General features: G+C 71.5%; 25 protein-coding genes and 1 tRNA gene. 14 read left to right on the top strand and 12 right to left on the bottom strand.

Annotated features, from left to right (window positions below):
• Window positions 1-1,479, top strand: coding sequence for a glutamate--cysteine ligase (locus ACLQ24_RS02230; protein ID WP_425888722.1), 1,479 nt, complete (start codon window positions 1-3; stop codon window positions 1,477-1,479).
• A gap of 108 nt (window positions 1,480-1,587) precedes the next feature.
• On the opposite strand, the gene ACLQ24_RS02235 is transcribed toward ACLQ24_RS02230, so the two are convergent.
• Complete coding sequence (locus tag ACLQ24_RS02235) at window positions 1,588-3,090, bottom strand: hypothetical protein (protein WP_425888723.1); 1,503 nt, start codon at window positions 3,088-3,090, stop codon at window positions 1,588-1,590.
• Between the two features lie 122 nt (window positions 3,091-3,212).
• Here ACLQ24_RS02235 and ACLQ24_RS02240 point away from each other — a divergent pair, with 122 nt between their 5' ends.
• Window positions 3,213-3,899 carry a PASTA domain-containing protein gene (locus tag ACLQ24_RS02240; protein WP_425888724.1) on the top strand — a complete coding sequence of 229 codons (687 nt, stop codon included), beginning with the start codon at window positions 3,213-3,215 and terminating at the stop codon, window positions 3,897-3,899.
• A 130-nt stretch (window positions 3,900-4,029) separates the two neighbouring features.
• A complete protein-coding gene (locus ACLQ24_RS02245) occupies window positions 4,030-4,812 on the top strand; it encodes a PASTA domain-containing protein (protein WP_425888725.1) in 783 nt (260 codons plus the stop codon).
• A gap of 7 nt (window positions 4,813-4,819) precedes the next feature.
• Here ACLQ24_RS02245 and ACLQ24_RS02250 read toward each other — a convergent pair whose 3' ends face one another.
• From ACLQ24_RS02250 to ACLQ24_RS02260, 3 genes are all read right to left on the bottom strand, one after another.
• Window positions 4,820-5,245, bottom strand: coding sequence for a hypothetical protein (locus ACLQ24_RS02250; protein ID WP_425888726.1), 426 nt, complete (start codon window positions 5,243-5,245; stop codon window positions 4,820-4,822).
• Window positions 5,246-5,349: 104 nt separating this feature from the next.
• Window positions 5,350-5,634, bottom strand: a complete 285-nt coding sequence (locus ACLQ24_RS02255; protein ID WP_355242798.1) for a hypothetical protein — start codon at window positions 5,632-5,634, stop codon at window positions 5,350-5,352.
• A 57-nt stretch (window positions 5,635-5,691) separates the two neighbouring features.
• A complete protein-coding gene (locus ACLQ24_RS02260; protein ID WP_425888727.1) occupies window positions 5,692-5,817 on the bottom strand; it encodes a hypothetical protein in 126 nt (41 codons plus the stop codon).
• 445 nt (window positions 5,818-6,262) lie between these two features.
• Here ACLQ24_RS02260 and ACLQ24_RS02265 point away from each other — a divergent pair, with 445 nt between their 5' ends.
• From ACLQ24_RS02265 to ACLQ24_RS02275, 3 genes are all read left to right on the top strand, one after another.
• On the top strand, window positions 6,263-7,138 hold the full coding sequence (locus ACLQ24_RS02265) for a helix-turn-helix domain-containing protein (protein WP_425888728.1): 876 nt from the start codon (window positions 6,263-6,265) through the stop codon (window positions 7,136-7,138).
• Window positions 7,108-7,329 carry a DUF397 domain-containing protein gene (locus ACLQ24_RS02270; protein ID WP_425888730.1) on the top strand — a complete coding sequence of 74 codons (222 nt, stop codon included), beginning with the start codon at window positions 7,108-7,110 and terminating at the stop codon, window positions 7,327-7,329. Before ACLQ24_RS02265 ends, ACLQ24_RS02270 begins: the two co-directional genes overlap by 31 nt.
• 232 nt (window positions 7,330-7,561) lie before the next feature.
• Window positions 7,562-7,963 carry a hypothetical protein gene (locus tag ACLQ24_RS02275; protein ID WP_425888731.1) on the top strand — a complete coding sequence of 134 codons (402 nt, stop codon included), beginning with the start codon at window positions 7,562-7,564 and terminating at the stop codon, window positions 7,961-7,963.
• On the opposite strand, the gene ACLQ24_RS02280 is transcribed toward ACLQ24_RS02275, so the two are convergent.
• From ACLQ24_RS02280 to ACLQ24_RS02295, 4 genes are all read right to left on the bottom strand, one after another.
• Window positions 7,931-8,410: a hypothetical protein gene (locus tag ACLQ24_RS02280; protein WP_425888732.1), complete on the bottom strand. Its 480-nt coding sequence runs from the start codon at window positions 8,408-8,410 to the stop codon at window positions 7,931-7,933. The two genes, ACLQ24_RS02275 and ACLQ24_RS02280, sit on opposite strands and share 33 nt — an antisense overlap.
• A 63-nt stretch (window positions 8,411-8,473) precedes the next feature.
• Entirely contained in the window at window positions 8,474-9,280 is an 807-nt protein-coding gene (locus tag ACLQ24_RS02285) for a WecB/TagA/CpsF family glycosyltransferase (RefSeq protein ID WP_425888733.1), read from the bottom strand.
• On the bottom strand, window positions 9,277-10,368 hold the full coding sequence (locus tag ACLQ24_RS02290) for an NAD-dependent epimerase/dehydratase family protein (RefSeq protein ID WP_425888734.1): 1,092 nt from the start codon (window positions 10,366-10,368) through the stop codon (window positions 9,277-9,279). Before ACLQ24_RS02290 ends, ACLQ24_RS02285 begins: the two co-directional genes overlap by 4 nt.
• A 90-nt stretch (window positions 10,369-10,458) precedes the next feature.
• Window positions 10,459-10,544: transfer RNA gene (locus ACLQ24_RS02295), tRNA-Leu, on the bottom strand.
• 207 nt (window positions 10,545-10,751) lie between these two features.
• Here ACLQ24_RS02295 and ACLQ24_RS02300 point away from each other — a divergent pair.
• The 8 genes from ACLQ24_RS02300 (at window position 10,752) to ACLQ24_RS02335 (ending at window position 20,456) form a co-directional block, all read left to right on the top strand.
• On the top strand, window positions 10,752-11,540 hold the full coding sequence (locus tag ACLQ24_RS02300; RefSeq protein WP_425888735.1) for an FhaA domain-containing protein: 789 nt from the start codon (window positions 10,752-10,754) through the stop codon (window positions 11,538-11,540).
• A gap of 6 nt (window positions 11,541-11,546) precedes the next feature.
• Entirely contained in the window at window positions 11,547-12,032 is a 486-nt protein-coding gene (locus ACLQ24_RS02305) for an FHA domain-containing protein FhaB/FipA (RefSeq protein WP_007454124.1), read from the top strand.
• The gene (locus ACLQ24_RS02310; RefSeq protein WP_425888736.1) at window positions 12,029-13,489 is read left to right on the top strand and encodes a PP2C family protein-serine/threonine phosphatase; all 1,461 of its coding nucleotides are present in this window, start codon (window positions 12,029-12,031) and stop codon (window positions 13,487-13,489) included. The genes ACLQ24_RS02305 and ACLQ24_RS02310 overlap by 4 nt, the downstream gene beginning before the upstream one ends.
• 30 nt (window positions 13,490-13,519) lie before the next feature.
• Window positions 13,520-15,010, top strand: coding sequence for an FtsW/RodA/SpoVE family cell cycle protein (locus ACLQ24_RS02315; RefSeq protein ID WP_425888737.1), 1,491 nt, complete (start codon window positions 13,520-13,522; stop codon window positions 15,008-15,010).
• The gene (locus tag ACLQ24_RS02320; RefSeq protein ID WP_425888738.1) at window positions 15,007-16,512 is read left to right on the top strand and encodes a peptidoglycan D,D-transpeptidase FtsI family protein; all 1,506 of its coding nucleotides are present in this window, start codon (window positions 15,007-15,009) and stop codon (window positions 16,510-16,512) included. Before ACLQ24_RS02315 ends, ACLQ24_RS02320 begins: the two co-directional genes overlap by 4 nt.
• Window position 16,513: 1 nt before the next feature.
• Entirely contained in the window at window positions 16,514-17,920 is a 1,407-nt protein-coding gene (locus ACLQ24_RS02325) for a protein kinase domain-containing protein (protein WP_425888739.1), read from the top strand.
• Window positions 17,917-19,734, top strand: coding sequence for a Stk1 family PASTA domain-containing Ser/Thr kinase (gene pknB / locus ACLQ24_RS02330; protein WP_425888740.1), 1,818 nt, complete (start codon window positions 17,917-17,919; stop codon window positions 19,732-19,734). The genes ACLQ24_RS02325 and pknB overlap by 4 nt, the downstream gene beginning before the upstream one ends.
• Window positions 19,735-19,820: 86 nt before the next feature.
• On the top strand, window positions 19,821-20,456 hold the full coding sequence (locus tag ACLQ24_RS02335; RefSeq protein WP_425888741.1) for a SanA/YdcF family protein: 636 nt from the start codon (window positions 19,821-19,823) through the stop codon (window positions 20,454-20,456).
• A gap of 15 nt (window positions 20,457-20,471) precedes the next feature.
• On the opposite strand, the gene ACLQ24_RS02340 is transcribed toward ACLQ24_RS02335, so the two are convergent.
• Genes ACLQ24_RS02340 through ACLQ24_RS02355 form a run of 4 tightly spaced genes read right to left on the bottom strand, consistent with a single transcriptional unit; the run spans window position 20,472 to window position 24,049 of the window.
• On the bottom strand, window positions 20,472-21,122 hold the full coding sequence (locus ACLQ24_RS02340; RefSeq protein WP_425888742.1) for an aminodeoxychorismate/anthranilate synthase component II: 651 nt from the start codon (window positions 21,120-21,122) through the stop codon (window positions 20,472-20,474).
• A 2-nt stretch (window positions 21,123-21,124) separates the two neighbouring features.
• A complete protein-coding gene (locus ACLQ24_RS02345; protein WP_425888743.1) occupies window positions 21,125-21,418 on the bottom strand; it encodes a hypothetical protein in 294 nt (97 codons plus the stop codon).
• Between the two features lie 4 nt (window positions 21,419-21,422).
• Complete coding sequence (locus tag ACLQ24_RS02350) at window positions 21,423-23,249, bottom strand: class E sortase (protein ID WP_425888744.1); 1,827 nt, start codon at window positions 23,247-23,249, stop codon at window positions 21,423-21,425.
• Window positions 23,246-24,049: a DUF881 domain-containing protein gene (locus ACLQ24_RS02355; RefSeq protein WP_425888745.1), complete on the bottom strand. Its 804-nt coding sequence runs from the start codon at window positions 24,047-24,049 to the stop codon at window positions 23,246-23,248. Before ACLQ24_RS02355 ends, ACLQ24_RS02350 begins: the two co-directional genes overlap by 4 nt.
• Window positions 24,050-24,082 lie beyond the last annotated feature (33 nt).

Below are 24,082 nucleotides of genomic sequence, written 5' to 3' on the forward strand. Positions count from 1 at the left end.
ATGGGCAGGGACGTCTCGCAGGGCGCCTTCACCCGGGAGGACCGCGTCCGCTACCGGCAGAAGGTCCGGCGGTGCCTCGACGTCTTCGCCCTGATGCTCGACGACTTCGGTTTCGACGCCGACCGGCCAATGACCGGCCTCGAGATCGAGCTGAACCTGGTCGACTCGGCGGCCGAGCCGGCGATGCGCAACGAGGAGATTCTCGCCGAGATCGCCGATCCGCTGTTCCAGACCGAGTTGGGGCAGTTCAACCTGGAGCTGAACGCGGAGCCCCGGCTGATCGAGGGCGCCGGGTTCGCCGACTACGAACACGACCTGCGCAGCAGCCTCTCCCGGGCCGACGAGCGCGCCGCCAAGTCCGACGCGAAGATCGTCCTGGTCGGCATCCTGCCCACTCTCACCGAGGGGCACCTGGTCGAGGACAACCTCTCCACCAACGAGCGCTACCGGGTGCTCAACGACCAGATCGTCGGCGCCCGTGGCGAGGCTATCGAGCTCGACATCCGTGGAGTCGAGCAGTTGCGGACGCACACCGACTCGATCGCCCCCGAGGCGGCCTGTACGAGTCTCCAGCTCCACCTCCAGGTCGCGCCGGACAGCTTCGCCGGCTACTGGAACGCGTCGCAGGCCATCGCCGGAGTGCAGGTGGCGGTCGGGGCGAACTCGCCCTTCCTCTACGGTCGCCAACTCTGGGCCGAGACCCGGATCGCCCTGTTCAAGCAGGCCACCGACACTCGCCCGGAAGAGCTCAAGGCCCAGGGCGTACGTCCCCGGGTCTGGTTCGGCGAGCGCTGGATCACCTCGATCTTCGATCTCTTCGAGGAGAACGTCCGGTACTTCCCGCCGCTGCTGCCGATCTGCGAGGACGAGGACCCGGTGGAGGTGTTGCACGCCGGCGGAGTGCCCCAGCTGAGCGAGCTGCGGCTGCACAACGGCACGGTCTACCGCTGGAACCGCCCGGTCTACGACATCATGAACGGCCGTCCGCACCTTCGGGTGGAGAATCGCGTGCTGCCCGCTGGCCCGACCGTCGTGGACATGCTGGCCAACGCGGCCTTCTACTTCGGACTGGTCCGTGGTCTGGTCGAGGCCGACCGACCGATCTGGAGCCAGCTCACCTTCTCCTCGGCCGAGGAGAACTTCCACTCGGCGGCCCGGCGGGGTCTGGACGCCGTGCTGCACTGGCCCCGGATCGGTGACGTGTCGGTCCCCAAGCTCGTGCTGGACCAGTTACTGCCCGTCGCAGCGACCGGACTGGACGGCTTCGGTGTCGCAGCGGCGCAGCGGGACCGGCTCCTCGGCATCATCGAGCAGCGCTGCCGTACCGGCCGCAACGGTTCCGTCTGGCAGACCGAGGCGGTCTGGTCGGCCGAGCGACACCGGGGCATGGACCGCCCGGCAGCCCTGCACCACATGGTCAAGCGCTACGCGGAACTCCAACGCACCAACGAACCAGTCCACACCTGGCCCGTCGACTAACCCAACCCCACCCCCGGGCCTCTCACCCTGTCGATCATGAAGTTGTTGCCACCCGCTTCGGCGTGTCGTGAATAACTTCATGATCATCGGATTGGGGTGGGTGTGGGGCTAGGTGCTGGGGCGGCGGGGTGGGCGTGCTCGGTGGGGGGTTGCTGTGTCGGTTGGGGCTGCTGCGTCCGGGGCGGGGCGTGGGGCGGGGACGCGGGGTTCGGTGGTGGTCGCGTGGTCCGGCTGACTGTCCGGCGTGGTCGGTGCCGCGGCGGTCCTGCTGCGGCGGGCTGCCGTACCGGTCGCGGCGTCGCTCACCGAGCGGGCTCGGCGTCCCGGCCGGGTACCGTCCGCCTCACCCTCCCGCGTGGGCGTCGGGCGCGAGGTCGGGTCGAGCCCCGCGGCCGGGGCGGAATCCGCCGAAGAGGTCGACGCCGGTTCAGGTGAGCCGGCCGCAGGAGCCGACGCCGGTCTGCGGTGTCCGGTCGACATGGTCGACGTCGGTTCCGGTTGGTCGACCGTCGTGGCCGACGCCAGTTCGGGCTCGCCGGCCGGGGCGGTCGGTCCTCGGTCGGCGGCACGTCGGCGGCCGGCCCGTTCGGCGAGCCGGGCGACCAGTATCGAGCCGCCGACGCCGGCGATCACCGCGTACGGGGCGATGAGCTGGGTCGAGAACTGTGCGGGCCCCGGGGTCGCCCAACGCGGCACGGTGGTCAGGTAGGCGAGTGCGACGAGCAGCGGGCCGGCCGCGCCGGAGGCCGCAGCGCCGACCCGATGCCCGCCAGACCGCGCGGCGCCCCGGGCGGTGAGGGCACCGATCAGGAGCGCGGGTACGAGCGCCAGCAGCGCGCCGGGCCAGTAGATCTGGCCCCCGATCCAGTACCGCGCGTGGTCCGGGTCGAGCTGCCACGTGCCGAGTTGGGCGCCGGTCAGCCCGCGCCCGACGCGTACCCCGTCGACGACCGAGACCACCGCGAGCAGCCACAGCCAGGCGGCCGTCGCGGTGATGTTCAACGCGACGGTACGGGAGCGCAGCGCCCAGAGCGCGACGAGAACGCCGATCAGGATTCCCAGCGCCGCGTGCAGGGCCGCGACGCCCTGCGGCGCCCCGGTGTCGGCACCCACGGCGACCCGAGCCGGTACGGCGACCAGCAGTACGGTGACCAGGCCGCCGAGCCCGGCGCCGAGCGCCAGGGACAGCCTGCGGAACAGGCCGCCGCGCTCGTCAGGCAGCGGTGCCGGCCGATCGACGGCCACGACCTGCCGTTCATGCGCCGCGTCGGCGCCCTCGGTCCGCGTCGGCCGCTCGGGCGCCGTCGGCGGCGGCAGGTCAGCCTCGGCCGCGGTGACGGTGGTCGGTGCGGCGTCGGTCGTCGGCGGGTCGGTCGGTACGGCACGCTGGTGCAGTTTCTGCGCACAGACCGCACCCAGCACTGTCGAGCTGGCGGCGAGCCAGGCGGCCCAGGCGAGGCCGTCGGCCCAGGCCGTGCCGTTGGCCCCGGCCCCGGTGGGCGTCCAGGTGATGACGCCGAGCCCGTAGCCGAAGCCCAGTTGCGCGGCGCCCGCGCCGGCAGCGACCCCGACCGCCGTCACGATCGATACTCCCCAGCCCCGTCTGGCCATGCCGGGCAGCGTAACGTCCCGTCGTCGGTGCGGCGAGTCGTAGTGACCCGCCGGTATGGACCGTCGGCACAACGTGATGGGCGGCGAACGGTACGGTCGCCGGTGATGAGGCGGTGGACGGTATGACGGACGCGAACACGGGTCGGCAGGAATCCGGCGGCGGTGGGAACCGAGCCGGTGTGCTGCTCGGTGGCGGACTGGTCGCGGTGCTCCTGGCCGTGGTCGGCGCCACCGGTGGGTGGCTGCTGGCCGGCGAGGACGACGAATCTCCGGCGAACCCACAGGCGGTCGCCACGGCGACCGGTACGCCGACCGACGAGGCCACCTCGTCTCGGCCGAGCACCGGTCGGACCACACCGTCCGCTCCCCGGACGACCGCCTCCACGACGAAGGGCGCCGGGCTGACCGTACCTCCGGTGATCGGGACCGACTTCGTGCAGGCGCGCGAAATGCTGCGCAAGCAGCGGTTGGGTTGGCGTCTGGTTTTCGGTGCCGGCATCGGGCGCACGGTGGAGAGCACCTCGCCGCCGGTGGGCGCCACGGTGACCCGGGGCGCCACGGTTCAGCTACAGATCGCCGGTCCGGCGCCCGCCGCCGAGGTGCCGGACGTGGTCGGCGACGCCTGCGCCAAGGCAGCCGACGAGCTGGTAGAGGAGGGGCTCTACCCGCGTTACCGCAGTGGGCGCAGCGGCAAGGTCAGTCAGCAGGAACCGGCCGAGGACGGCCCGGCCCGCTGGAACGACGAGGTCAGCATCTGGTGCGGGGCGGCGGCCCCGCCGAGCCAGCCGGGGGCCAAGCCCACCCCCTGACCGACCCGACCTACCCCCGACCCGCCGGCAGCAGGCGGTTCGCGCCACCGATACCGGCCGATGTCGACGTGGGCGGTTAGGTTGACGGTCGAGGGCCAGGGCGTCCGCCCGGTTCGGGAAAGGACGTGCCATGAGCGACGACCGCCAGGAGCCGCCCGCCGGAACACCCGACGACGACCGGACCCGCCCTCTGCCGCCAGCCAGCGGCGGCCGCCCGCAGCAGCCGGAACCCACCGCGTCGCCGGACGAGACGATGCCGATCGACCGGGCGGCGTCGGGTGGTGGCGTGTCGCCGGGTGACCGGACGGCCCGGATGCCGGTGGAGCGATCGATGCCGCCGTCGTGGTCCGGGCGGGCCGAGGTACGGGCACCTCGCCCGGCCGAACCGTCAACGGACTGGTACGTGGAGGAGCAGGGCGGCCGGCGGTGGTGGTTGCCGATTCTCTGGGGCGTACTCGCGTTGTTGCTCGCCGCCCTGCTCGGCGCGGCCCTGTGGGTGGTGCTGAGCGCGCGGGAGGACGACCCCGACGGCCCGGCCACGCCGTCCGCCCCGACGGCCAGCGCCACCGCGCCGCCGAGCAGCAGCGCCCCGACGTCGGCGGCACCCAGCAGCGCGACGCCGAGCAGCCCGGCGGCCACCACCGAGGAGGCGCAGATACCGGTGCCGCCGCTGATCGGGCTCCCGCAGTCGACCGCCGAGCGGCTGCTGGAACGGCTGGGCCTGAGCTACCGCGTGGTGTACCGCCCGTCCGAACTGCCGCCGGGGACAGTGGTGAGGACCGATCCGGCTGCCGGCACCCTCGTGCGGACCGACGAGGAGGTGCAGGTGGTGATCTCGCAGGCCCGGCCCTCGCCGGAGGCCAGCCAGACCGGCCAGACCAGCCTGAGCCCGACGGCGACGACCACCCCGTGACCGACGCTCACCACATGCGGCGGCGGGTGCCGACAAGGCCGAGGCCGGCGAGCGAGATGGTGAGGCCGAAGATCCCGGACCAGAAGAGCGAGCGGCGTACGTCGGTGGCGGCGTGCCCGGTCGGCGTCGCGTCGGCGAGGTCCTGGCGGCCGTCGGCCTGACCGCCAGCACCGGTACCGGCGGCCGGGGCGGTCGCCTCGACGTACCCCTCGGGGGCGTCGGCGCCGATCCAGCCGTACTCGTCGGTTGGCGGGGAGGAGCCGACCACGGTGATCTCCGGCGCCGGCACCGGGACGGCCAGCCGGGTGGAGGACGACGCCGGATCGCGGACCAGGACCACGATGGTGGTCACGGCTCCGAGGAGGGCGAGCAGTCCGAGGGTGTAGGTGATACTCCAGCGGTGGTGCCGCCGCACGGCGGGCTGATTGACCATGACCATCCCAGGCTCAGGGTCCTGGACGTGCGGGTGGAACGGTGCCGGGGTGGGCGTACCGATTCTATGGCGACGGCACGCCTACCCGCGGCGGATCGCGCTGGTCAGCCGACTCTGACCGGCGTACGGGCAACGGGTCGCCGGGTCCGTACGGTGTGCGGGCGGGGCACGGGTGCGGCCTGCACCTGTTGCAGCCCTTCCCGCTGTACGAAGATCGACCGTCGGTTGACGGCGTCGCCGGCGGCGTTGAGCTCGTAGCCGTCGAGCCAGAGCCAACCGTCGTACGTCGGCCAGTCCAGCACCCGGATCACCCGGAACATGATCGGTCTGAGGAACTGGACACTCGCCGCGCGAGTCACGTGCAGAACGTCACCGGAGCGGGGAAGCACATGGGCTCCTGGGGAGGGTAAGCCGGCGGCGTGCCGGCGGGTGACTGGTCTGGGATGTCACGGCCCGGTGACGGGATTGTGCCTCGTGGGCCGGTTGGTGCTGGTGGTGGTCGGGCCGTACACGCTGGTGGCGTGCCGCCACCCGACCATCACCTGTTGACTGCTGCCGGGAACCGCGCCCACCGCCGCAGTCAGCTGGCTTGCAGCGGTGGGGTCATTTACCCGGGGGCAGGTCCGGGTGTCGCTGGCCGGGCCCGCGTGCCGTCCGACTGTCCAGGGTCGGTGGGGTCACCACGCCCGGAGAGCGGACCGAAACGCTGAGTGATCCGTGCCATACGGACAGAGTGCATCAGTGACGTGCTTCATGCAAGTTGCACGTCGACTTTTGCCGATACGTGAGTTCGCCACGCAAAGCGGCGCTTGAAGCCATCCGCGTACGGACGGCACACTGAGGGCCGGTTTCGCCCGTCGCGGCCGGCCGATGACCGGCACCACCCCTCGTCGCGAACGCTCGCCGGTCGACGGTCGCGCCCCCGGCAGGCGGCAACCAGTGGCGCGGCGACCGGAGGTAGCCCGAGAGTGGGGTCGAGCAACCAGCGGCGAGGACCAGAAGTGCCGAGGCCGCGCGATGAGTGAACGGCGCAGCCCGACGATCCGACGGCGACGGCTCGGCGCGGAGTTGCGCCGGCAGCGGGAGTCGGCCGGGATCACCATAGAGGTGGTGGCCGAGCAGTTGGAGTGCTCGGCGTCCAAGGTCTCCCGGATCGAGACGGGACACACCACGGCCACCCCGCGCGACGTGCGGGACATGCTGCGGATCTACGGCGTGGTAGGCGCCGAGAGCGACGAGCTCGTACAGATCGCCCGGGAGGCGCGGCAGAAGGGTTGGTGGCACCCGTACAGCACCGTGCTGGTCGGGGCGTACGTCGGGCTGGAGGCGGCGGCCAGCTCCATCCGGGCGTACGAACAGCAGGTCGTCCCCGGTCTGTTGGAGACCGAGGAGTACGCCGGGGCGATGATCCGGGCCGCCCGTCCGGACTTCACCGCCGATCAGGTACATCGAAGGGTGCGTGTCCGTCTGGGCCGTCAGTCGTTGTTGACCCAGGACGATCCGGTCGATCTGTGGGTGGTGCTCGATGAGGCGGTGGTAAGTCGGCCGGTGGGCGGGGACGAGGTGATGCGCGGCCAACTCAGGCGGTTGGTCGAGGTGGCCGAGTTGCCGAACGTGACGCTCCAGATCCTCCCCTTCGAGGTGGGTGCGCACGCCGGCATGGACGGCACCTTCACGATCCTCAGCTTCCCTGAGCCCGGTGATCCGGATGTTGTGTATGCGGAGAACGCCACGGGTGGGCTCTTCCTCGAGAAGAGCGACGAACTGCAGAAGTACAGCTTCATCTTCGATCACATCCGCGCTGCGGCCATTCGTCCGGAGGAGTCCGTCGCACACATCGCAAAACTGGCAGAGGAGCCGAGATGGCGACCAAGAGGTTCCCCGTGGACCTGACGCGGGCGACGTGGTTCAAGAGCTCGAAGAGCGGGCCGAACTGCGACAACTGCGTGGAGGTGGCGTACGTGACCGGGGCAGTCGGCGTACGGGATTCGAAGGACAAGGCCGGCCCGGCCCTGGTCTTCGCTCCCCGTGACTGGCGTGCCTTCGTCGCCGGAGCCAGGGGTGGTGTGTTGGGCTCGGCCTGACCGAGTGGTCGATGAAGGTCCCCGTCCGGTCCGCGACCGGGCGGGGACCTTCCGTGTCCGCGCTCCGGCGACCAGGGACAGCCGGGCGCGGCGACCAGGGACGGCCGGGCGCGGCGAGGTTCCGCCGGGATTCCCGTCGCCACAGCGGGCCCGCCTCGTTGAACCCGTCGGTACGGCGTTGGTCGATGACCCCGCCGCACCGACCCGCAACCGAGCGAGGTAGGCGAGACGGATGACGACGATCGGATCAGAGAACCTCACCAACGGTCCGGGTAAGCCGGAGCGGTTCGGTGGCAAGTACCGCGGGGCGCGTCGGGACACCGTACTGACCGAGGTGGTCTCGACCGATCAGGAGTTGAACGGGCGGGAGGTGTCGGCCCCGGACGCCGGGGACGCGCCGCTCTCACTGCCGTCGCTGGACCCGAACCCGCTGGTCGAGCCCTCGTTTCCGCCGACCGGCTGGCCGATGGAGCCCACCGGTTCGCTGGCCGACCACCCGCTGATGCGTGGCCTGCTGATGGAGCTGCCGCCGAAGGGCAGCGTGCCGCCGCCCGGCTGGCTGGACCGCTGGTTCGAGGCGACCCGGGCGATCCTGGAACTCCTATACGTGCAGGGGGCCGGCCGCTCGCGCTGACCGTGCGGCGGTGGGCTGTGCCCGCTCGATGAGCCGGCTGTGTCGCAGCGCGTGCCGGACGCCGATGACGGCCACCGCGAGTGCTCCGACGGTGGTCGCCGGGCCGGTTACCCCGGGTTCGGCGCCGAGGTCCGTGCCGGCTGTCGCGATCACCGCCGGCAGTGTCGCCAGGGCGGTGACCTGCAACGGCAGCCCGACGAGCGGGTGTGCGGCGGCGGCACGCAGCCCGTGCGGGGCGGGCGTACCGGGCGCGGCGTCGAACGCGCCGGCCCTGGCCCGCAGCCGGCGGATCCGCCGTACGGAGCAGACGGCCACCACGAGCGCCGGGCCGGTGGCGAGGGTGAGCCCGGCGGCGGCCCGGTCGATCGGCCCGGCGTCGGCGCTCGACAAGCCGCCGATGGACACCGCCGCGAGCAGCGCCACGCCGGCCAGCGCGAGCGCCAGCAACCATCCGGTACGCCGACGAAGCGTACGCTCCGGGTGGGGCCTCGTGTCGTAAGGAATCGGGGGTCAGACCGCGAAGGTGGCCGGCCGCTCGGTGGCCGGGGCCGGGGGGCGGGCCTTCCACAGACCGGTCTTCTGAACGGCGAGCCGGGTCAGGTAGGCGGGGTTGAGGATCACGTAGCGACGCCACAGCCGCTTCGGCTCCAGACCGAGCCGCCAGAACCACTCCAGACCGGCGCGCTGCATCCACGGCGGAGGCTGGCGCAGCAGCCCGGCGTGGTAGTCGAACGCGGCGCCGACCGCCATCATCGGCATGTCCAGCAGCGGGCGCATGGCGTACGTGAAGACCTCCTGGCGGGGGCAGCCGAGCCCGACCAGGACGAGCCGGGCGCCGCTGGACCGGATCCGGTCGGCAATCTCGGCGTCCTCGCCCGGCTGGACCGCGCGGAACTTCGACGGCTCCACCCCGGCGATCTTCAGGGCCGGGAACATCCGCTCCAACGCCGGTATCAGCTTGGCCAACGTCTCCTCGGTCGAGCCGTACAGGTAGACGGGCAGCCCCTCGGCGGCGAAGCGGGCGAGCACGTGCAGGGTCAGCGTCGGCCCGTAGACCCGGTCGGTGAGCCCGGCGTGGTGCAGCAGGTTGAGCGCCCAGCGCACCGGCTGTCCGTCCGGGGTGACCACGTCGAAGGAGTTCAGCCGGGCGTTGTGCGCCGGATCGAGCACCCCGGTCATCACACCGTGCACGGCCAGCGCGGTCAACGCGAGAGGCCGTCGCTCGTGGGCCGCGGCCACCACGGCGTCGGTCGCCGAGGCGTAGTCGGTGGCGTCGACGAGGACGCCGAGCACGTTGCGCTTGGTCTGGGGAGTCATGCCTGCGGCACCCACTTGTCCACGTTGGCCTCGTAGATCTCCCGCAGGATCATCGGCACGTCGTACGTGATGTTCCAGTCCGGGTACTGCGCCTCGAACCGGGCCATGCTGCTCACGTACCACTGGTGGTCCCCGGTGCGGTTCTGCTCGACGTAGTTGATCTGCGCCTCGCGGCCGGTGATCTCCTCGGCGATCCGGAAGGCCTCGATGTGGGAGGTGTTGGAGTGCCGGCCGCCACCGAGGTTGTAGACCTCGGCCGAACGGGGCGCCCGGAAGAACGCCTCGAACGCGGTCAGCACGTCGTGCGAGTGGATCGCGTCGCGGACCATCTTGCCCTTGTAGCCGAACAGGTTGTACGTCCGACCCTCCATCACGCAGCGCATCAGGTACGCCAGGAACCCGTGCAGCTCCGCGGCCGAGTGGGCCGGGCCGGTCAGGGTGCCGCCCCGGAAACAGGCGGTCTTCATGTCGAAGTAGCGGCCGTACTCCTGCACCATCACGTCCGCGGCCACCTTCGAGGCGCCGAAGACCGAGTGCAGCGAGTGGTCGATCGGCATCTCCTCGGTGATGCCCGCGTACCAGCGGTGGTCCTCGGGCAGCTCGTACCGGGTCTCCAGCTCGATCAGCGGCAGGCTGTTGGGCCGGTCGCCGTAGACCTTGTTGGTCGAGCAGTGGATGAACGGCGCGTCGATCGCGTGCCGACGGGTGTTCTCCAGGATGTTGAGAGTGCCACCGGCGTTCACGTCGAAGTCCGTGTACGGCTCCTTGGCCGCCCAGTCGTGGCTCGGCTGGGCGGCGCTGTGGATCACCACGGCGATGTCCGAGCCGTACTTCTTGAACACCTGCTCCAGGCCGTCCCGGTCCCGGATGTCCACGGCGAAGTGGGTGTACGAGTTACCGAGGTCACGGCCGAGGCGCTCCAGGCTCCACGAGGTGGAGCCGTCCTCGCCGAAGAAGTACCGGCGCATGTCGTTGTCGATGCCGACGACGTCCAGACCGAGGCCGGCGAAGTGCCGGACCGCCTCGGAGCCGATCAGACCACCCGAACCGGTCACCAACGCGACACTCACACGCCACTCCTGGTCCATCGGAGGCAGAGAACCATCGGAGCATAGCGTGACGCCCGGCACGCCCCGATATGACGGAAGGGCCCCGCATCAAGCGGAGCCCTCGTCTTTTGGTGGGGATGGGGGGAGTTGAACCCCCACGCCCTTTCGGGCACACGGACCTGAACCGTGCGCGTCTGCCATTCCGCCACATCCCCGTGGCACGACCCGGAACACTGTAGCCGCCCCGGACCCGCTGTCTCCAACAGGCCCCGGGAATACTACGCTGTCCCAGACACTCGCCACGAGCGGTTACCGTTCGTGGCGGACGAAAGATTAGCACGGTGGTCCCGGTCCTTCCGAACGGGCCGGGAGCAGGCGGCCGAGCGGCGTGTGAGCTGCGCGCGCGCCGGCCGGATACCATCATGTCCTCGGGACCCGAGGAGGAGCCGGTGAGCGTGCTGCAACGCTTCGAGAAGCGTCTGGAAGGCCTGGTCGAAGGGGCTTTCGCCAAGGTCTTCAAAGGGGTGGTCCACCCCGTGGAGATCCTCAACGCCATGCAGCGGGAGGCCGAGGCGCACAAGGCGATCCTGGCCGGTGGGCGCACGTTGGTGCCCAACCGCTACGTGATCGATCTCTCGCCGTTCGACCACAGTCGTCTGGCGCCGTACGCCGCCGCGCTGGCCCAGGAGCTGGCCCAGTCGCAGGCGGAGTTCATCGGCGAGCAGGCCTGGACGGTCTACGGCGACGTGATCGTGGAGATCGAGCGGGGCGAGGGCCTCGACACGGGAATGTTCCGGGTCACGGCCGAGGTCTACACCGGTGGCGAGGTCGCCCCGGTGTCGGGCCCCGGCTACGACGCCGGTCCGCCCGCGTACCCCGCGTACGACCAGGGTGGCGGCTACGGCCCGCCGCCCGGGCACGGTGGCGGCCGCAACGTGCGGCTGGTCTCCGGTGACGGACGCACCTACCCCCTCCAGATGGGGTCGACGGTGATCGGTCGCGGTGACCAGGCGAACCTGCGCCTGCCCGACGTCGGGATCTCCCGGCGACACGCCCGACTGGATTTCGACGGCGGCCAGGTTGTGCTGACCGATCTGGGCTCCACCAACGGCACCATGGTCAACGGGCAGCGGGTCTCCGCGGTCGCCCTGAACCCCGGTGACATGGTCCAGCTCGGCACCACGACGCTGACCTTCCGCGTGGACGGCTGAGCCGCCTTGCCGGCACTGGTCATCACCGTTGCCCGGTTCGGGTTCCTGATCCTGCTGTGGATCTTCGTATTCACGGTGGTCGGCGTGATCCGTAGAGATCTCTTCGCGGGAGCCCGGTCCGGTCGCCTGGTGGCGGCACCACGCGCAGTTGGCGCCTCGACGGGGCAGGCGGCCAAACCGGCGAAGGTGAAGCGGGGCAGGGCGGCCCACCAGCTGGTGGTCACCGCCGGTCAGCTGGCCGGCACCCGCATCACCCTTGGCGAAGCGCAGATCACCATCGGTCGGGCCGAGGACTCCACTCTGGTCATCACCGACGACTACGCCTCCGCACGGCACGCGCGACTCGTGCCGCGCGAGGGCCAGTGGTTCGTCGAGGATCTCGGCTCGACTAACGGGACGTACCTCGATCGCGCTAAGGTCACCGGACCAACCCCCGTACCCCTCGGCGTGCCGATCCGGATCGGCCGCACTTCCCTCGAATTACGGCCATGACTCTGACCCTGCGCTATGCGGCCCACAGCGACCGCGGTCTGATCCGTGACGGCAATCAAGACTCCGTCTACGCCGGGCCGCGGCTACTCGCCGTTGCCGACGGCATGGGCGGCATGGCCGCCGGTGACGTCGCCAGCAACATCGTCATCGGTGCCATGGCGCCGCTCGACGAGGACGTCCCAGGGGACGCCCTCGTCGACGCGTTGCGTTCGGCCGTGGGCACCGCCAACCAACAGCTCCGCGACACGGTGGACGCCAACCCGCAGTTGGAGGGGATGGGCACCACGCTGACGGCGACCCTCTTCTCCGGCAGCAAGCTGGGGATGGTCCACATCGGCGACTCGCGGGCCTACCTCCTGCGCAACGGTGAATTCTCCCAGATCACCAAGGACGACACGTACGTCCAGATGCTCGTCGACGAGGGCCGGATCAGCGCCGAGGAGGCCAGCAGCCACCCGCAGCGGTCGCTGCTGACCCGCGCCCTGGACGGCCGGGACATCGACCCGGAGTACTCGGTGCGCCAGGTGCTCCCCGGTGACCGGTACCTGATCTGTAGCGACGGCCTCTCGGGCGTGGTGAGCGCCGAAACCATCGGCGAGGCCCTGCGGGAGTACACCGATCCGCAGCAGTGCGTCGAGCGGCTGGTGCAGCTCGCGCTGCGCGGTGGCGGCCCGGACAACATCACGGTGATCATCGCCGACGCCACCGACCACGACATCGTCGAGGCCACCCCGATCGTCGGCGGCGCCGCCGCCCGGGACCGCGGCATGGCCACCTCCGCCGACGACTCGACCCCGGCCGCCCGAGCCTCGGCGCTGTCCGCGCCGCGCCCCGCCGCGCCCGAGGAGCCGGCGGCCGCCGACGACGAGCCGGAGCGGCGCAAGCGTCGTCCGGTACGCACCACCGCCATGGCCCTGGCTCTCCTGGTGATTCTCGGCGGTGGGCTCTTCGCCGGCTGGACGTACACCCAGCGCCAGTACTACGTGGGCGCCACAGAGGAGGGCCAGGTCGCCGTCTTCCGGGGCATCCAGGGGCAGATCGCCGGGATGGACCTGTCCACCGTGCACCGCACCAGCGGCACCCGGCTGGACGACCTCACCGTCGCCGCCCAGGACACGGTCAAGGTGGGCATCCGGGCCAAGAACGAACCGGACGCCGAGCGTCAGCTCGCGGAGTTGACCAGCGACACCCCGAGCAACCCCAACCTGAAGCCGCTCTGCCCGCCCGACACGGCAGCGCCGACCGGCACGCCCACGCCCACTGCCCCCGCGAGCCCGCCCGTGACGTCCCCGACGCCGGCCACCAGCCCGAGCGCGTCGGTCAACGGGGTCGTCAGCGCGAGCCCCACCACGGCGGCCACCGCAGGCGGGACCGATCCGACCACCGCACCCGACGCCACGCCCTCCGACTCGGCACCGCCGGCGCTCGACCCGGCCGGCTGCCGGTCTCCCGAGTGAGCGTCGACTGAGATCCCAAGGACTCCACCCGTGACCGTAGCGGCCACACCGGCATCCTCGCCCGCCACCACGGGCGGGGAGTCCGGCGTACGCCTGGCCCGGTCCCGACGCAACGCCGAGCTGTCCCTGCTGCTGCTGGCCATGGTGCTGGTGGCCGCGTACATGGCGACCGTCGAGGCGAACCTTCTGGACACGGTCACGCCGGATTTCTGGATGCCCGCCGCCGCGCTCGGCGCGGTCTTTCTCGGCCTGCACCTGGTCATCCGGTTCCTCGCCCCGTTCGCCGATCCGGCTCTGCTGCCGGCGGTGGCCCTGCTGAACGGCCTCGGCGTGGGCTTCCTGCGCCGGATCGACCTGGGCGAGGCCGCCCCGGTCGACCGGGAGGATCTGGCCACCTTCGCCGGCATCGGCGGTCGACAGCTCGCGTGGACGCTCGCCTCGGTGATCCTCGCCGCCGGCCTGCTCGCCATCATGCGCGACCACCGTTCGGTCTCCCGGTACGCGTACACCCTGGGGCTCGCCGGCATCGTGCTGGTGATGCTCCCGGCGGTGCTGCCGCGCAGCATGTCCGAGATCAACGGCGCCAAGCTGTGGATCCGGGTCGGTGGGTTCACGCTTCAGCCGGGTGAGTTCGCCAAGCTGGCGCTGCTGGTCTTCTTCGCGTACTACCTCGTGCGCAAGCGTGAGGTGCTCTCGCTGGCCAGCCGGCGGTTCCTCGGTGTCGACTTCCCGCGCGGTCGGGACCTCGGCCCGGTGGTCGTGGTCTGGCTGGTCAGCCTCCTGGTGTTGGTCTTCGAGAAGGACCTCGGCACCTCGCTGCTGTACTTCGGCATGTTCGTGGTGACCCTCTACATCGCCACCGAACGGGTCAGCTGGCTGCTGATCGGTCTGCTCCTCTTCTTCGGTGGTGCCTACCTCGCGTACGTCCTCGGTTCGACGGTCGGCGGCCCGTTCGCCAACTTCTACCTGCGTGCCGAGATCTGGCTGGACCCGTTCGCGGACCCGACCGACAAGGGCTACCAGCTCGTCCAGGGTCTGCTCGCCCTCGGTACGGGCGGGCTCTTCGGCGCCGGGCCGGGCGGTGGGCAGCCGGACATCCTGCCCGAGGTGCAGAACGACTTCATCTTCGCCGGCATCGGTGAGGAGATCGGCCTCTTCGGTCTCTCCGCGCTGCTGGTGGTCTACCTGCTGATCGTGGAGCGGGGTCTGCGCGCCGCGCTCGCGGTCCGTGACTCGTTCGGCAAGTTGCTCGCCGGCGGTCTCGCCTTCACCCTGGGCCTCCAGGTCTTCGTGATCGTCGGTGGCATCAGCAAGCTGATTCCGCTGACCGGCCAGACCACCCCGTTCCTGTCCGCCGGTGGTTCGTCGCTGATGGCGAACTGGCTGCTCATCGCGGTCCTGCTGCGGGTCTCCGACGGGGCTCGGCGGCCGGTGACCGGCGGCGCCGGCAAGGCGGCCCGGCCCTCGGGCGGTCCGCCCGAGCAGTTGCACGGTGCTCCCACGGAGGTGATCAAGCCGTGAACGCACCCCTGCGCCGTGTCGGCGTCGTCGTCATGGTCCTGTTCGGTCTGCTCTTCGCGAACCTGAACTGGATCCAGTCCTACAAGGCCGACGAATACCGCACCAGTGACTACAACGGGCGGGTCCAGGTCGCCGACTACAAGCGCAAGCGCGGCAACATCGAGGCCGGCGGCACCGCGTTGGCCACCAGCAAGGAGACCACCGGCAAGCTGAAGTTCCAGCGCACCTACCCGGGCGGCGCAAAGTACGCCCACGTGCTCGGCTACAAGCCGGTCAACCTGGCCGACACCGGCATCGAGCAGTTGGAGAACGACTTCCTGGCCGGTACCAGCGACCAGTTGATCGGCGACCGGTTCAAGGACATGTTCACCGGTGACGAGACCGCCGGTGGCAACGTGCTGCTCACGCTCTCGAAGCGGGCGCAGGACGTGGCGTACGACCAGATGCGCAACAACCAGGTGGATGCGAAGAGGGGCGCCGCGATCGCCATCGACCCGCGTACCGGTGCGGTGCAGGCCCTGGTGTCGATGCCCAGCTTCGACCCGAACCCGCTCGTCAGCCACGACACGACCGCGGCGGCTGCGGAGATCAACAAGCTGGAGCAGAACCCGGACGGTCCGCTGAAGAACCGGGCCCTCTCCGAGACGCTGCCCCCGGGCTCCACCTTCAAGATCGTGGTTGCCGCGGCGGCGTTGGAGAACGGCGTCACCAAGTCGACCCAGATCCCGGCTGGTTCCAGCTACACGCCGCCTACCTCGGGCAGCCCGATCCATAACGCCGTCCCGTCGATCTGCCCCGAGCCGCAGGTCACCCTCCAGGAGGCGGTCACCGAGTCCTGCAACACGGGCTTCGCTCAGCTCGGCGTGCGGCTCGGCGCGGACAAGGTCAAGGAGAAGGCCCGCCAGTTCGGCTTCGAGCAGGAGGACCTCACCGTCGGCCAACTCGGCGAGGGCGGCCTGCGGACGGCGGCCAGCCGGACCGGCGACATGCAGAACCCGGACGGCAGCACCGACCCGGCCGCGCTGGCCCAGTCCTCGATCGGTCAGAACAACGTCCGGATGACCCCGTTGCAGGGCGCGATGATCGCCGGGGCGGTCGCCAACGGCGGCAGCCAGATGCGGCCGTACCTGGTCCGGCAGCTACTCGCCCCGGACCGGACCACCAGCTACTACAGCGCGAAGGCACGGGAGCTGCGCCAGCCCGTCCAGCCGCAGGTCGCCTCCGACCTGCGCGACATGATGGTCAGCGTCGTCCAGAAGGGCACCGGCAAGAAGGCGGCGATCAGCGGTTACACGGTCGGCGGCAAGACGGGCACGGCGCAGTCCGCCCCGGACCGCCCCGACCACGGCTGGTTCATCGGTTTCGCGCTGGACAAGAACGGCAACCCCGTCTCGGCCGTGTGTGTCGTACTGGAACAGGCCGGCAGCGGTGGCAGCGGCGAGGCGGCCCGGATCGGTGGCCAGATCATGCGGGCGGCCATCGCCGACCCCGGGGGCCGCTGACATGCTCAGCCCCGGCGTCCAGCTCGGCAACCGCTACCGTCTCGACGAGCGGATCGCCAGCGGCGGCATGGGCGACGTCTGGCGCGGCACCGACCAGGTGCTCGGCCGGACCGTCGCGGTGAAGAGCCTGCTCCCCGCGCTGCTCGACGACCCGGACTTCGCCGAGCGGTTCCGCGGCGAGGCCCGGACGATGGCCACCATCAACCACCCGGGCGTCGTCGACGTCTACGACTTCGGCAACGACCAGCAGATCGCGTTCCTGGTCATGGAGTACGTCGAGGGCGACGCCCTGTCGTCCACGCTGAGCCGGGTCGGCCGGCTCACTCCGGCGCGGACGATGGCCCTCGTCGCGCAGGCCGCAGACGCGCTGCACGCTGCGCACGAGAAGGGCATCGTGCACCGCGACGTGAAGCCGGGCAACCTGCTGGTCCGGCCGAACGGCACGCTCGTGCTGACCGACTTCGGCATCGCCCGCTCCGACATCGTCGGGCAGCTCACCGCCGCCGGCTCGGTGCTCGGCACCGCCTCGTACATCTCGCCGGAGCAGGCCACCGGGCAGGTGGCAACCCCGGCGTCCGACGTGTACGCGCTCGGCGTGGTCGCCTACCAGTGCCTCGCCGGACGGCGACCGTTCGAGGGCGACAACCCGCTCGACATCGCCATGCGGCACGTCCGGGAGACGCCCCGGCCGCTGCCCAACGACATCCCGCCGCAGGTCCGGGCGGTCGTCGAGCGGGCGCTGGCCAAGGATCCGGCCGCCCGGTGGCCGAGCGCGGCCGCCCTGGCCGCAGTCGCCCGGCAGCTCAAGGCCGCGTTGTCCCAGCAGGCCCGGACCGGCGGTCACTCCGCGCCGATCTCCGGGGTACCGTCCTCTCCCGCCGCTCCCGGCCGGGCCCAGGTTCCGCAGGCGCAGCAGTTCCGCCCGCCGGGCGCGCCGCACCGGCAGCCGCCCGTCGGGCAGCGACCCACCACGATCGCGCCGGCCGCGCAACCTCGCCCCACGGCGGTCGCGCCGGCCGTACCGCACGCCCGGCTGCCGGTCGCCCAGAATGGCTATCCGCGCGGCGCCGCGGCTGTGCCGCCGGCACAGACCCGGCAGGAACAACCACCGGCGTACGCCCGGCAGGCCGGCCCGGCACCCGAGCCCAGCCGGTCCCGACCCGGGATGGTGCTCCTCGCCATCCTGCTGGCCTTACTGGTCCTGCTCTGCTCCGGCGTGATTTCCTACAACCTGCGGAAGCAGTCGCAGACCGGTGCGTCCGAGGCGCCGGCTTCACAGACCGTGACGTCCGGCGCGCTGCGGCTCGACGGACACGACGATGCGACCCGGACGTCGTACCGTCGTGAGGGACGACTCCGGCCGGGTGACGGCGGGATGACGACGAGCGAAGGACGACAGACGCGATGACAGCGCAGGCCCGCCTGCTCGGTGGCAGGTACCAGGTCGGCGAGCTGCTCGGCTACGGCGGCATGGCCGAGGTGCACCGCGGTCGCGACCTCCGGCTCGGTCGGGACGTCGCGATCAAGATGCTCCGCACCGACCTCGCCCGGGACGCGACGTTCCAGATGCGCTTCCGCCGGGAGGCGCAGAACGCCGCCTCGCTCAACCACCCGGCGATCGTGGCGGTCTACGACACCGGCGAGGAGACCGCCCCGACCGGCGAGACGCTGCCCTTCATCGTCATGGAGTTCGTCAACGGACGGACGTTGAAGGAGGTCCTCGGCGCCGAGGGCCGGTTGCAGCCCCGTCGTGCGTTGGAGATCTGCGCCGACATGTGCGCGGCGTTGGAGTTCAGCCACCGGCACGGCATCATCCACCGGGACATCAAGCCGGGCAACGTCATGCTCACCCAGACCGGCCAGGTCAAGGTGATGGACTTCGGCATCGCCCGGGCGCTGGCCAGTGGCGCGACCACCATGACGCAGACCAGCGCGGTCATCGGCACGGCCCAGTACCTGTCGCCCGAGCAGGCGCGCGGTGAGGCCGTGGACGCCCGCTCCGATGTGTACGCGGCCGGCTGTGTCCTCTTCGAGCTGGTTTGTGGACACCCGCCGTTCGTCGGCGACAGCCCGGTCAGCGTCGCCTACCAGCATGTACGGGAGACTCCGCCGACCCCGAGCGACATCAACCCGGACGTCACCCCGGCGGTCGACGCGATCGTGCTCAAGGCGCTCTCCAAGAACCCGCTCAACCGCTACCAGAGCGCCGGCGAGATGCGGGCCGACCTGCTCCGCGCCGCCGCTGGCCGACCGGTACTGGCCACTCCGGTGATGCGCGAGGCGGAGACGGTGGCGATGGCCCCGGCCGGCGGCGCTGGCAGCTACCCGCCTGCCTCCGCCGGGCCGCAGACCCGGCAGATCCCGGCGCGGGTCGGCGACCCGCGCCAGCGCAAGGCGTCCTCCTGGTTGATCGCTCTGTTCAGCGCGGTCGGCGTGCTGGCGGTGATCGCTCTGGTGGCCGTGCTGCTGTGGAGTCAGCAGGACAAGGACCTGAAGTCCGTGCCCACCCTCGCCGGCAAGACACGCGACGCGGCGGTCATCGAGATCCGTAACGCGGGTTTCAACCCGGTGGTGGGCGACCCTGTCCTGGCCAACGACTGCACGAAGGGCACCGTCGCCAAGCAGGATCCCGCGGCGGGCGTCCGGCTGAAGCAGGCGAGCACGGTGACCGTCCAGATCTGCGACGGTAAGCCCGACGTCAAGATCCCCTCCGGTCTGGTGAACTCCCAGTTCGAGAACGTCAAGGACCAGCTCGAGGGTCTGGGTCTGGTCGTGGAGCAGAAGTCGGTCGACAACCCGGCCCAGAAGGGCATCGTCGTCAAGCTCACGCCGCCCTCGGGGTCCACCGTCCCCCAGGACAGCAAGGTGACCGTCGAGGTATCCCGCGGCAACGTCAGCAAGGTGCCAAACGTCGTCAACTCCACCAAGGACGAGGCCGCCGCCGAACTCCGCGCGGCGGGGTACGAGGTCAACTTCAAAGACGGCGACGAGGTACCGGCCGCCGAGGCCGGCCGGGTGCAGAAGCAGAACCCACGGGGCGGCACCGAGCTGGCGCAGGGCAAGACCGTGACCATCGAGATCGGCATCCCCGAACCCGTGGTGGAGACGCCCAGCCCGCCGGTGACCCCAAGCCCGACGCCGAGCAGCACGGCCACGCCCGGCAGTGGTGGCGGCTCCGGCCAGCCGATCTTCCCGCCGCCGGTCCGACTTTCCGAGGAGTAGCCGTCCGCATCGGGGTGCGGTGCCTCCGGGCGTCCGCCGACGACCGCCCAGCGGTGGCGGGCCGGCGGCGACGATGGCTGCGACGCGTGGCGCTCCTGGGCGTGGTCGTGGTGGTGCTGAGCAGTGTCCCGTGGCTGTGGACGACGATCGGCGCACGCGGGCACACCCACCACGAGTCGGAGGCGACCGCCGCCGACGTCGTGATCGTCCTGGGCACCGCTGCGGCGGCGGACGGGCAGCAACCGAGCGACCGGCTCGTCGGCCGTCTGGAGACCGCCGCCGAGCTGGTACGCACCGGACGGGCTCGGGTGGTGCTCGTCTCCGGCGATGGCGCTGGCACCTCCGGCGACGAGCCGACGGTGATGACCGCGTACCTGACCGAGCGACTCGGTGTCGACCCGCGACGGGTGGTGGCGGACCCGTTCGGCCTGGACACGTACGACAGCTGCGTCCGCGCCCGGGACGTGTACGGCGTCGAGCGTGCGCTGATCGTGACGCAGTCCTACCACCTGTCCCGGGCTGTGACGCTCTGCCGGCACCTCGGCCTCGACGTCGACGGGGTCTCCGCTCGATGCGACGGATGCGGGTCCGTCATGCTCGCCGGCAAGGCGGTCCGGGACTACCTCGCCAGCGGCAAGGCAGCCTGGGACGCGTTCCGCGACCGGCCACCTGCGGTCCGGTCGTCGGTGAGCCCCGCCGTGCGGGACGCCCTGACAAGCTGACCGGCCGGTGCCGGTCTACGCGGTGGCGAAGGCGGCGAGTCGCCGGGCGTCCACCTCGGCGGCCAGCGCGGGGGCGCGCTCCAGGGCCTCGGTGTGACCGCAACTCGCCAGCCAGTTGGCGAGCATCAGGTGGCCGCCCTCGGTGAGCACCGACTCCGGGTGGAACTGCACACCCTCGATGGGCAGCGTCCGATGCCGCATCGCCATCACCACCCCGGAGCCGGTCCAGCCGGTGACCTCCAGCTCGTCAGGCAGCGTCTCGGGGAGTACGGCCAGCGAGTGGTAGCGGGTGGCGGTGAACGGGTCGGGCAGGCCGGCGAGCACACCGACGGAGTGGTGCCGTACCTCGGAGGTCTTACCGTGCAGCAGCTCGGCGGCCCGGGTGACGGTCGCCCCGAACGCCTCCCCGATCGCCTGGTGGCCGAGGCAGACGCCGAAGATCGGCAGCTTGCCCGCGTACTCCCGGATGACGTCCAGGCAGATGCCGGCCCGATCCGGGCTGCCCGGCCCGGGTGAGAGCAGAACGCCCGCCGCGCCCAGCCGGCCGACGTCGGCGACGTCGATCTCGTCGTTGCGGCGGACATCGCAGTCCACACCGAGCTGGCCCAGGTACTGCACCAGGTTGAAGACGAACGAGTCGTAGTTGTCGATCACCAGGACGCGCATCGTCACCTGCTCGAAGAGGACGGCTCGGGATTGTTCCGTTTCGTGTCGTACGGCAGGTCGTGCTCGTCGCCGGCCGGAGTCTCCCCGGTCACCGCGTCGCCACCGCCCGGCTCGCCCGGCTCCCCGGGAACGCCGGAGTCCTGGGTGACCTGCACGTCGTCGAAGGGCAGCAGGGGCTCGGCCCACGGGAAGGCCACGTACCAGAGCAGGGCCACCGTGGCGACCGCGAGCAGCACCGAACCGGTGAGCTTGCCGGCCAGCCCGAACGGGAGCTTGCGCCAGATGAACGCGTACATCGCGTCAGCCCCCCAGCTCCGTCGGGCGGCCCGCCGACTTGGGCTGGGTCCGATCCAGCTCGGCGTGGACGATCAGGCGCTGGTAGTTGTCCCACTTCGGGTTGCACGTGGTCAGCGTCAGCATCCGCTTGGTCGGCTTCTTGTCCGGCTCGCCGGGCACCGGCGCCACCACCTCGACCTGCGTGGGTTTGACGATCCGGGTCTGCGCCACCCGGTAGACGAACCAGTCGGTCTTGCTCTCGACCACGATCGCGTCGCCGTCGTGCAGCTCGTCCAGCCGCCAGAAGGTGGCCCGGTTGCGGTGGCCGGCGACGGAGAAGTTGCCGATTTGGCCGGGCTGCGCACTGGTCGGGTAGTGGCCCGGGGCGTACCGGATGTCGTCCTGGGTGACGCCCTCGACCACCACCCAGTTCTTGTCGAGCTTGGGAATGTAGAGGCCGGCGATCGGCTTGCCGCGCACCGGCGGGGAGGGCTTGGCGCTCGGTGCCGTGGACGGGACGACCGTCGGGTCGTCGGTCGGCCCCCACTCCTGGGCGAGTTGGCTGCTGAGGTCGTTCTGGTGGGCACCGACGACGGCGGACTTGCCCCACACCTCGTAACCGGCGAAGAGTAGCACCACCAGGCCGAAGGTGATCAGGACCTCGCCGGTGGCCCGGATGCCGGTCCGAATTCGGGAGGCGAGGGACGGGCGGGTGAGCTCGGAGTAGACGCTCTTGTAGCCCTCGCCGGTCTGGTGCGGCCGGAGTTGGACGACCCGCTCCCCCCGACGCGGCTGGGGCGGCTCGGCGGTGCCGTCGTCCGCGCCGGCTGGGCCTCCCGGGGGTGGCGTACGGGGAACCGCGCCCATCAGGGCCGTCGAGTCCATGGCCGGGGGCCGGGGCGTCGGCCCGCTGGTCACGGCGGGGATGACCGCGGTGGCGTTCGGGTCGGCGGTGCGGCCGGGGCCGGCCGGGGAGACGGGAGTGCTCGACGTGTTGGTCGGACGCGCGGGCCCGGCGGCGACCGTGGGGAGGAACGCGGTCGGCGCGTCGCCGCCCAGAGGCGTGGAGGCGCTCAGGGGCGTGGACGTGCTCAGAGGCGTGGAGGCGCTCAGGGGCGTGGAGGCGCCCGGAGGCGTGGAGGCGCTCAGGGGCGTGGAGGCGCCCGGGGGTGTCGAGGCCCATGTCGGCGTAAAGGCCCCACCGGGTGTCGACATGCCGGGCCGACCGAAGTCGCCGGAAGTCGCCGGGACGCCAGGAGCCTGGGCCGGCGCGGCCGGTGCGCCGGCGGTCGACGGACGGCTCGTTGCGGCACCTTCCGCCGCCGGCGAGCGTGTGGGGTCGGTGCCCGGGGCGGCCGGTCGGACCGGTGCCTGCGGGGAAGGCGCAGTCGGCCGGCCGGGATGGGCGGACTCGCGGCGCGGTGCCACGTCGGCCGCCGGGTTGCCCGGCCAGCGCGGTGGCGCCGGGGGGGTCGGGTGGTCGGGGGTGCGCTGCTGGTCGGGCTGTCCGGCGCTCGGCGGGGCAACGTGATCGGCGCGCGGGGCAGGGTCGCGGTGGCCCGCCTGCGGCGGGGCGGGCCGGTCGACCGGGGACGGGCCGGTGGGGTTCGGCGGCTCGAAGGCGGCCGGCGGGCGGGTCGTCCGTGAACGACTGGGCAGCACAGGCTCGGGCCAGTTGCCGGTCGGCGCCCGGCCCGGAGCCGGCTCGACGCGGCCCGGCGACGACTCCGCGCGACCCGGGGACGACTCCGCGCGACCCGGCTCGGGTCGGTTGACCTTGGGCAGGAAGTCGGTCGGTTCGTCGGCCTGGTCCCGGTGTCGTCCGTCGCGGCGGTCCTCGGGGTCGCTCACTTCGGCACCGTCGCCGAGCGCAGGGCGGTCGAGTCCTCGAAGGCCGGGACGGTCACGGTGGAGACGGACTCCTTGTAGCCGAGTTGGTAGTCGTCGACAGCGTCCTTGAACAACCGGACTCCCTCAGAGCTGGCGAGGGCCTGCTGAAGCGCAGCGGGATCGCCGATTGCTACGATCTTGAACGGTGGGGAGTACACCCGGCCGTGCAGCAGCAGGGTGTTACCGACGCAGCGTACCGCGCTGGTTGCGAGCACGCGGACGTTCATGATTGACATGGCCTCCGCACCACCTGCCCAGAGCGCGTTGACCACCGCCTGTACGTCGCCCTGGTGCACGACCAGGTCGTCGTTGGTGGCGTCGGAGTGAGCCTCGTCGTTGTGCTGGGGCGCGTCGTTCAGCTCGACAGTCACGGCCGTGCCGGTTACGGGGGTGAACCCGGCGGCCTGGAGGCTGCGCTGGGCGCGGTTCTGCTGGGCCTTGATCGGGGCGTCCGAGTCGGCGAGCGTGTTGGTGCGTTGCTCGACCTCGTTCCGCAGGGTGGCGGCGCGGCGCTCGCTCGCCGTGACCTGCTGCTGCCGCTCCTCGATGAGCTGGTTGAGCTGGGGCCGCCGGTCCTCCCGTAGGGCGGTGCCGCCCGCCGTGGTCGCGGTGGTGGTGAAGAGCAGTCCCGCTGCGGCGGCGATCAGGGGGACCCCGATCGACCAGCCTGGCCGCCGTTGGCGTGGCCGCCGGGGCAGCAGCCCGGCGACGGCCCGTCGGAGGACCTTCTGCCAGGAGGCGGCGCCGGATGTGTACTCCACCGAGCGTTCCTTCCGCGTGTCGGGGATCGGTTC

The sequence above is a fragment of the Micromonospora sp. DT4 genome, assembly GCF_049841675.1.
Lineage (GTDB): Bacteria > Actinomycetota > Actinomycetes > Mycobacteriales > Micromonosporaceae > Micromonospora.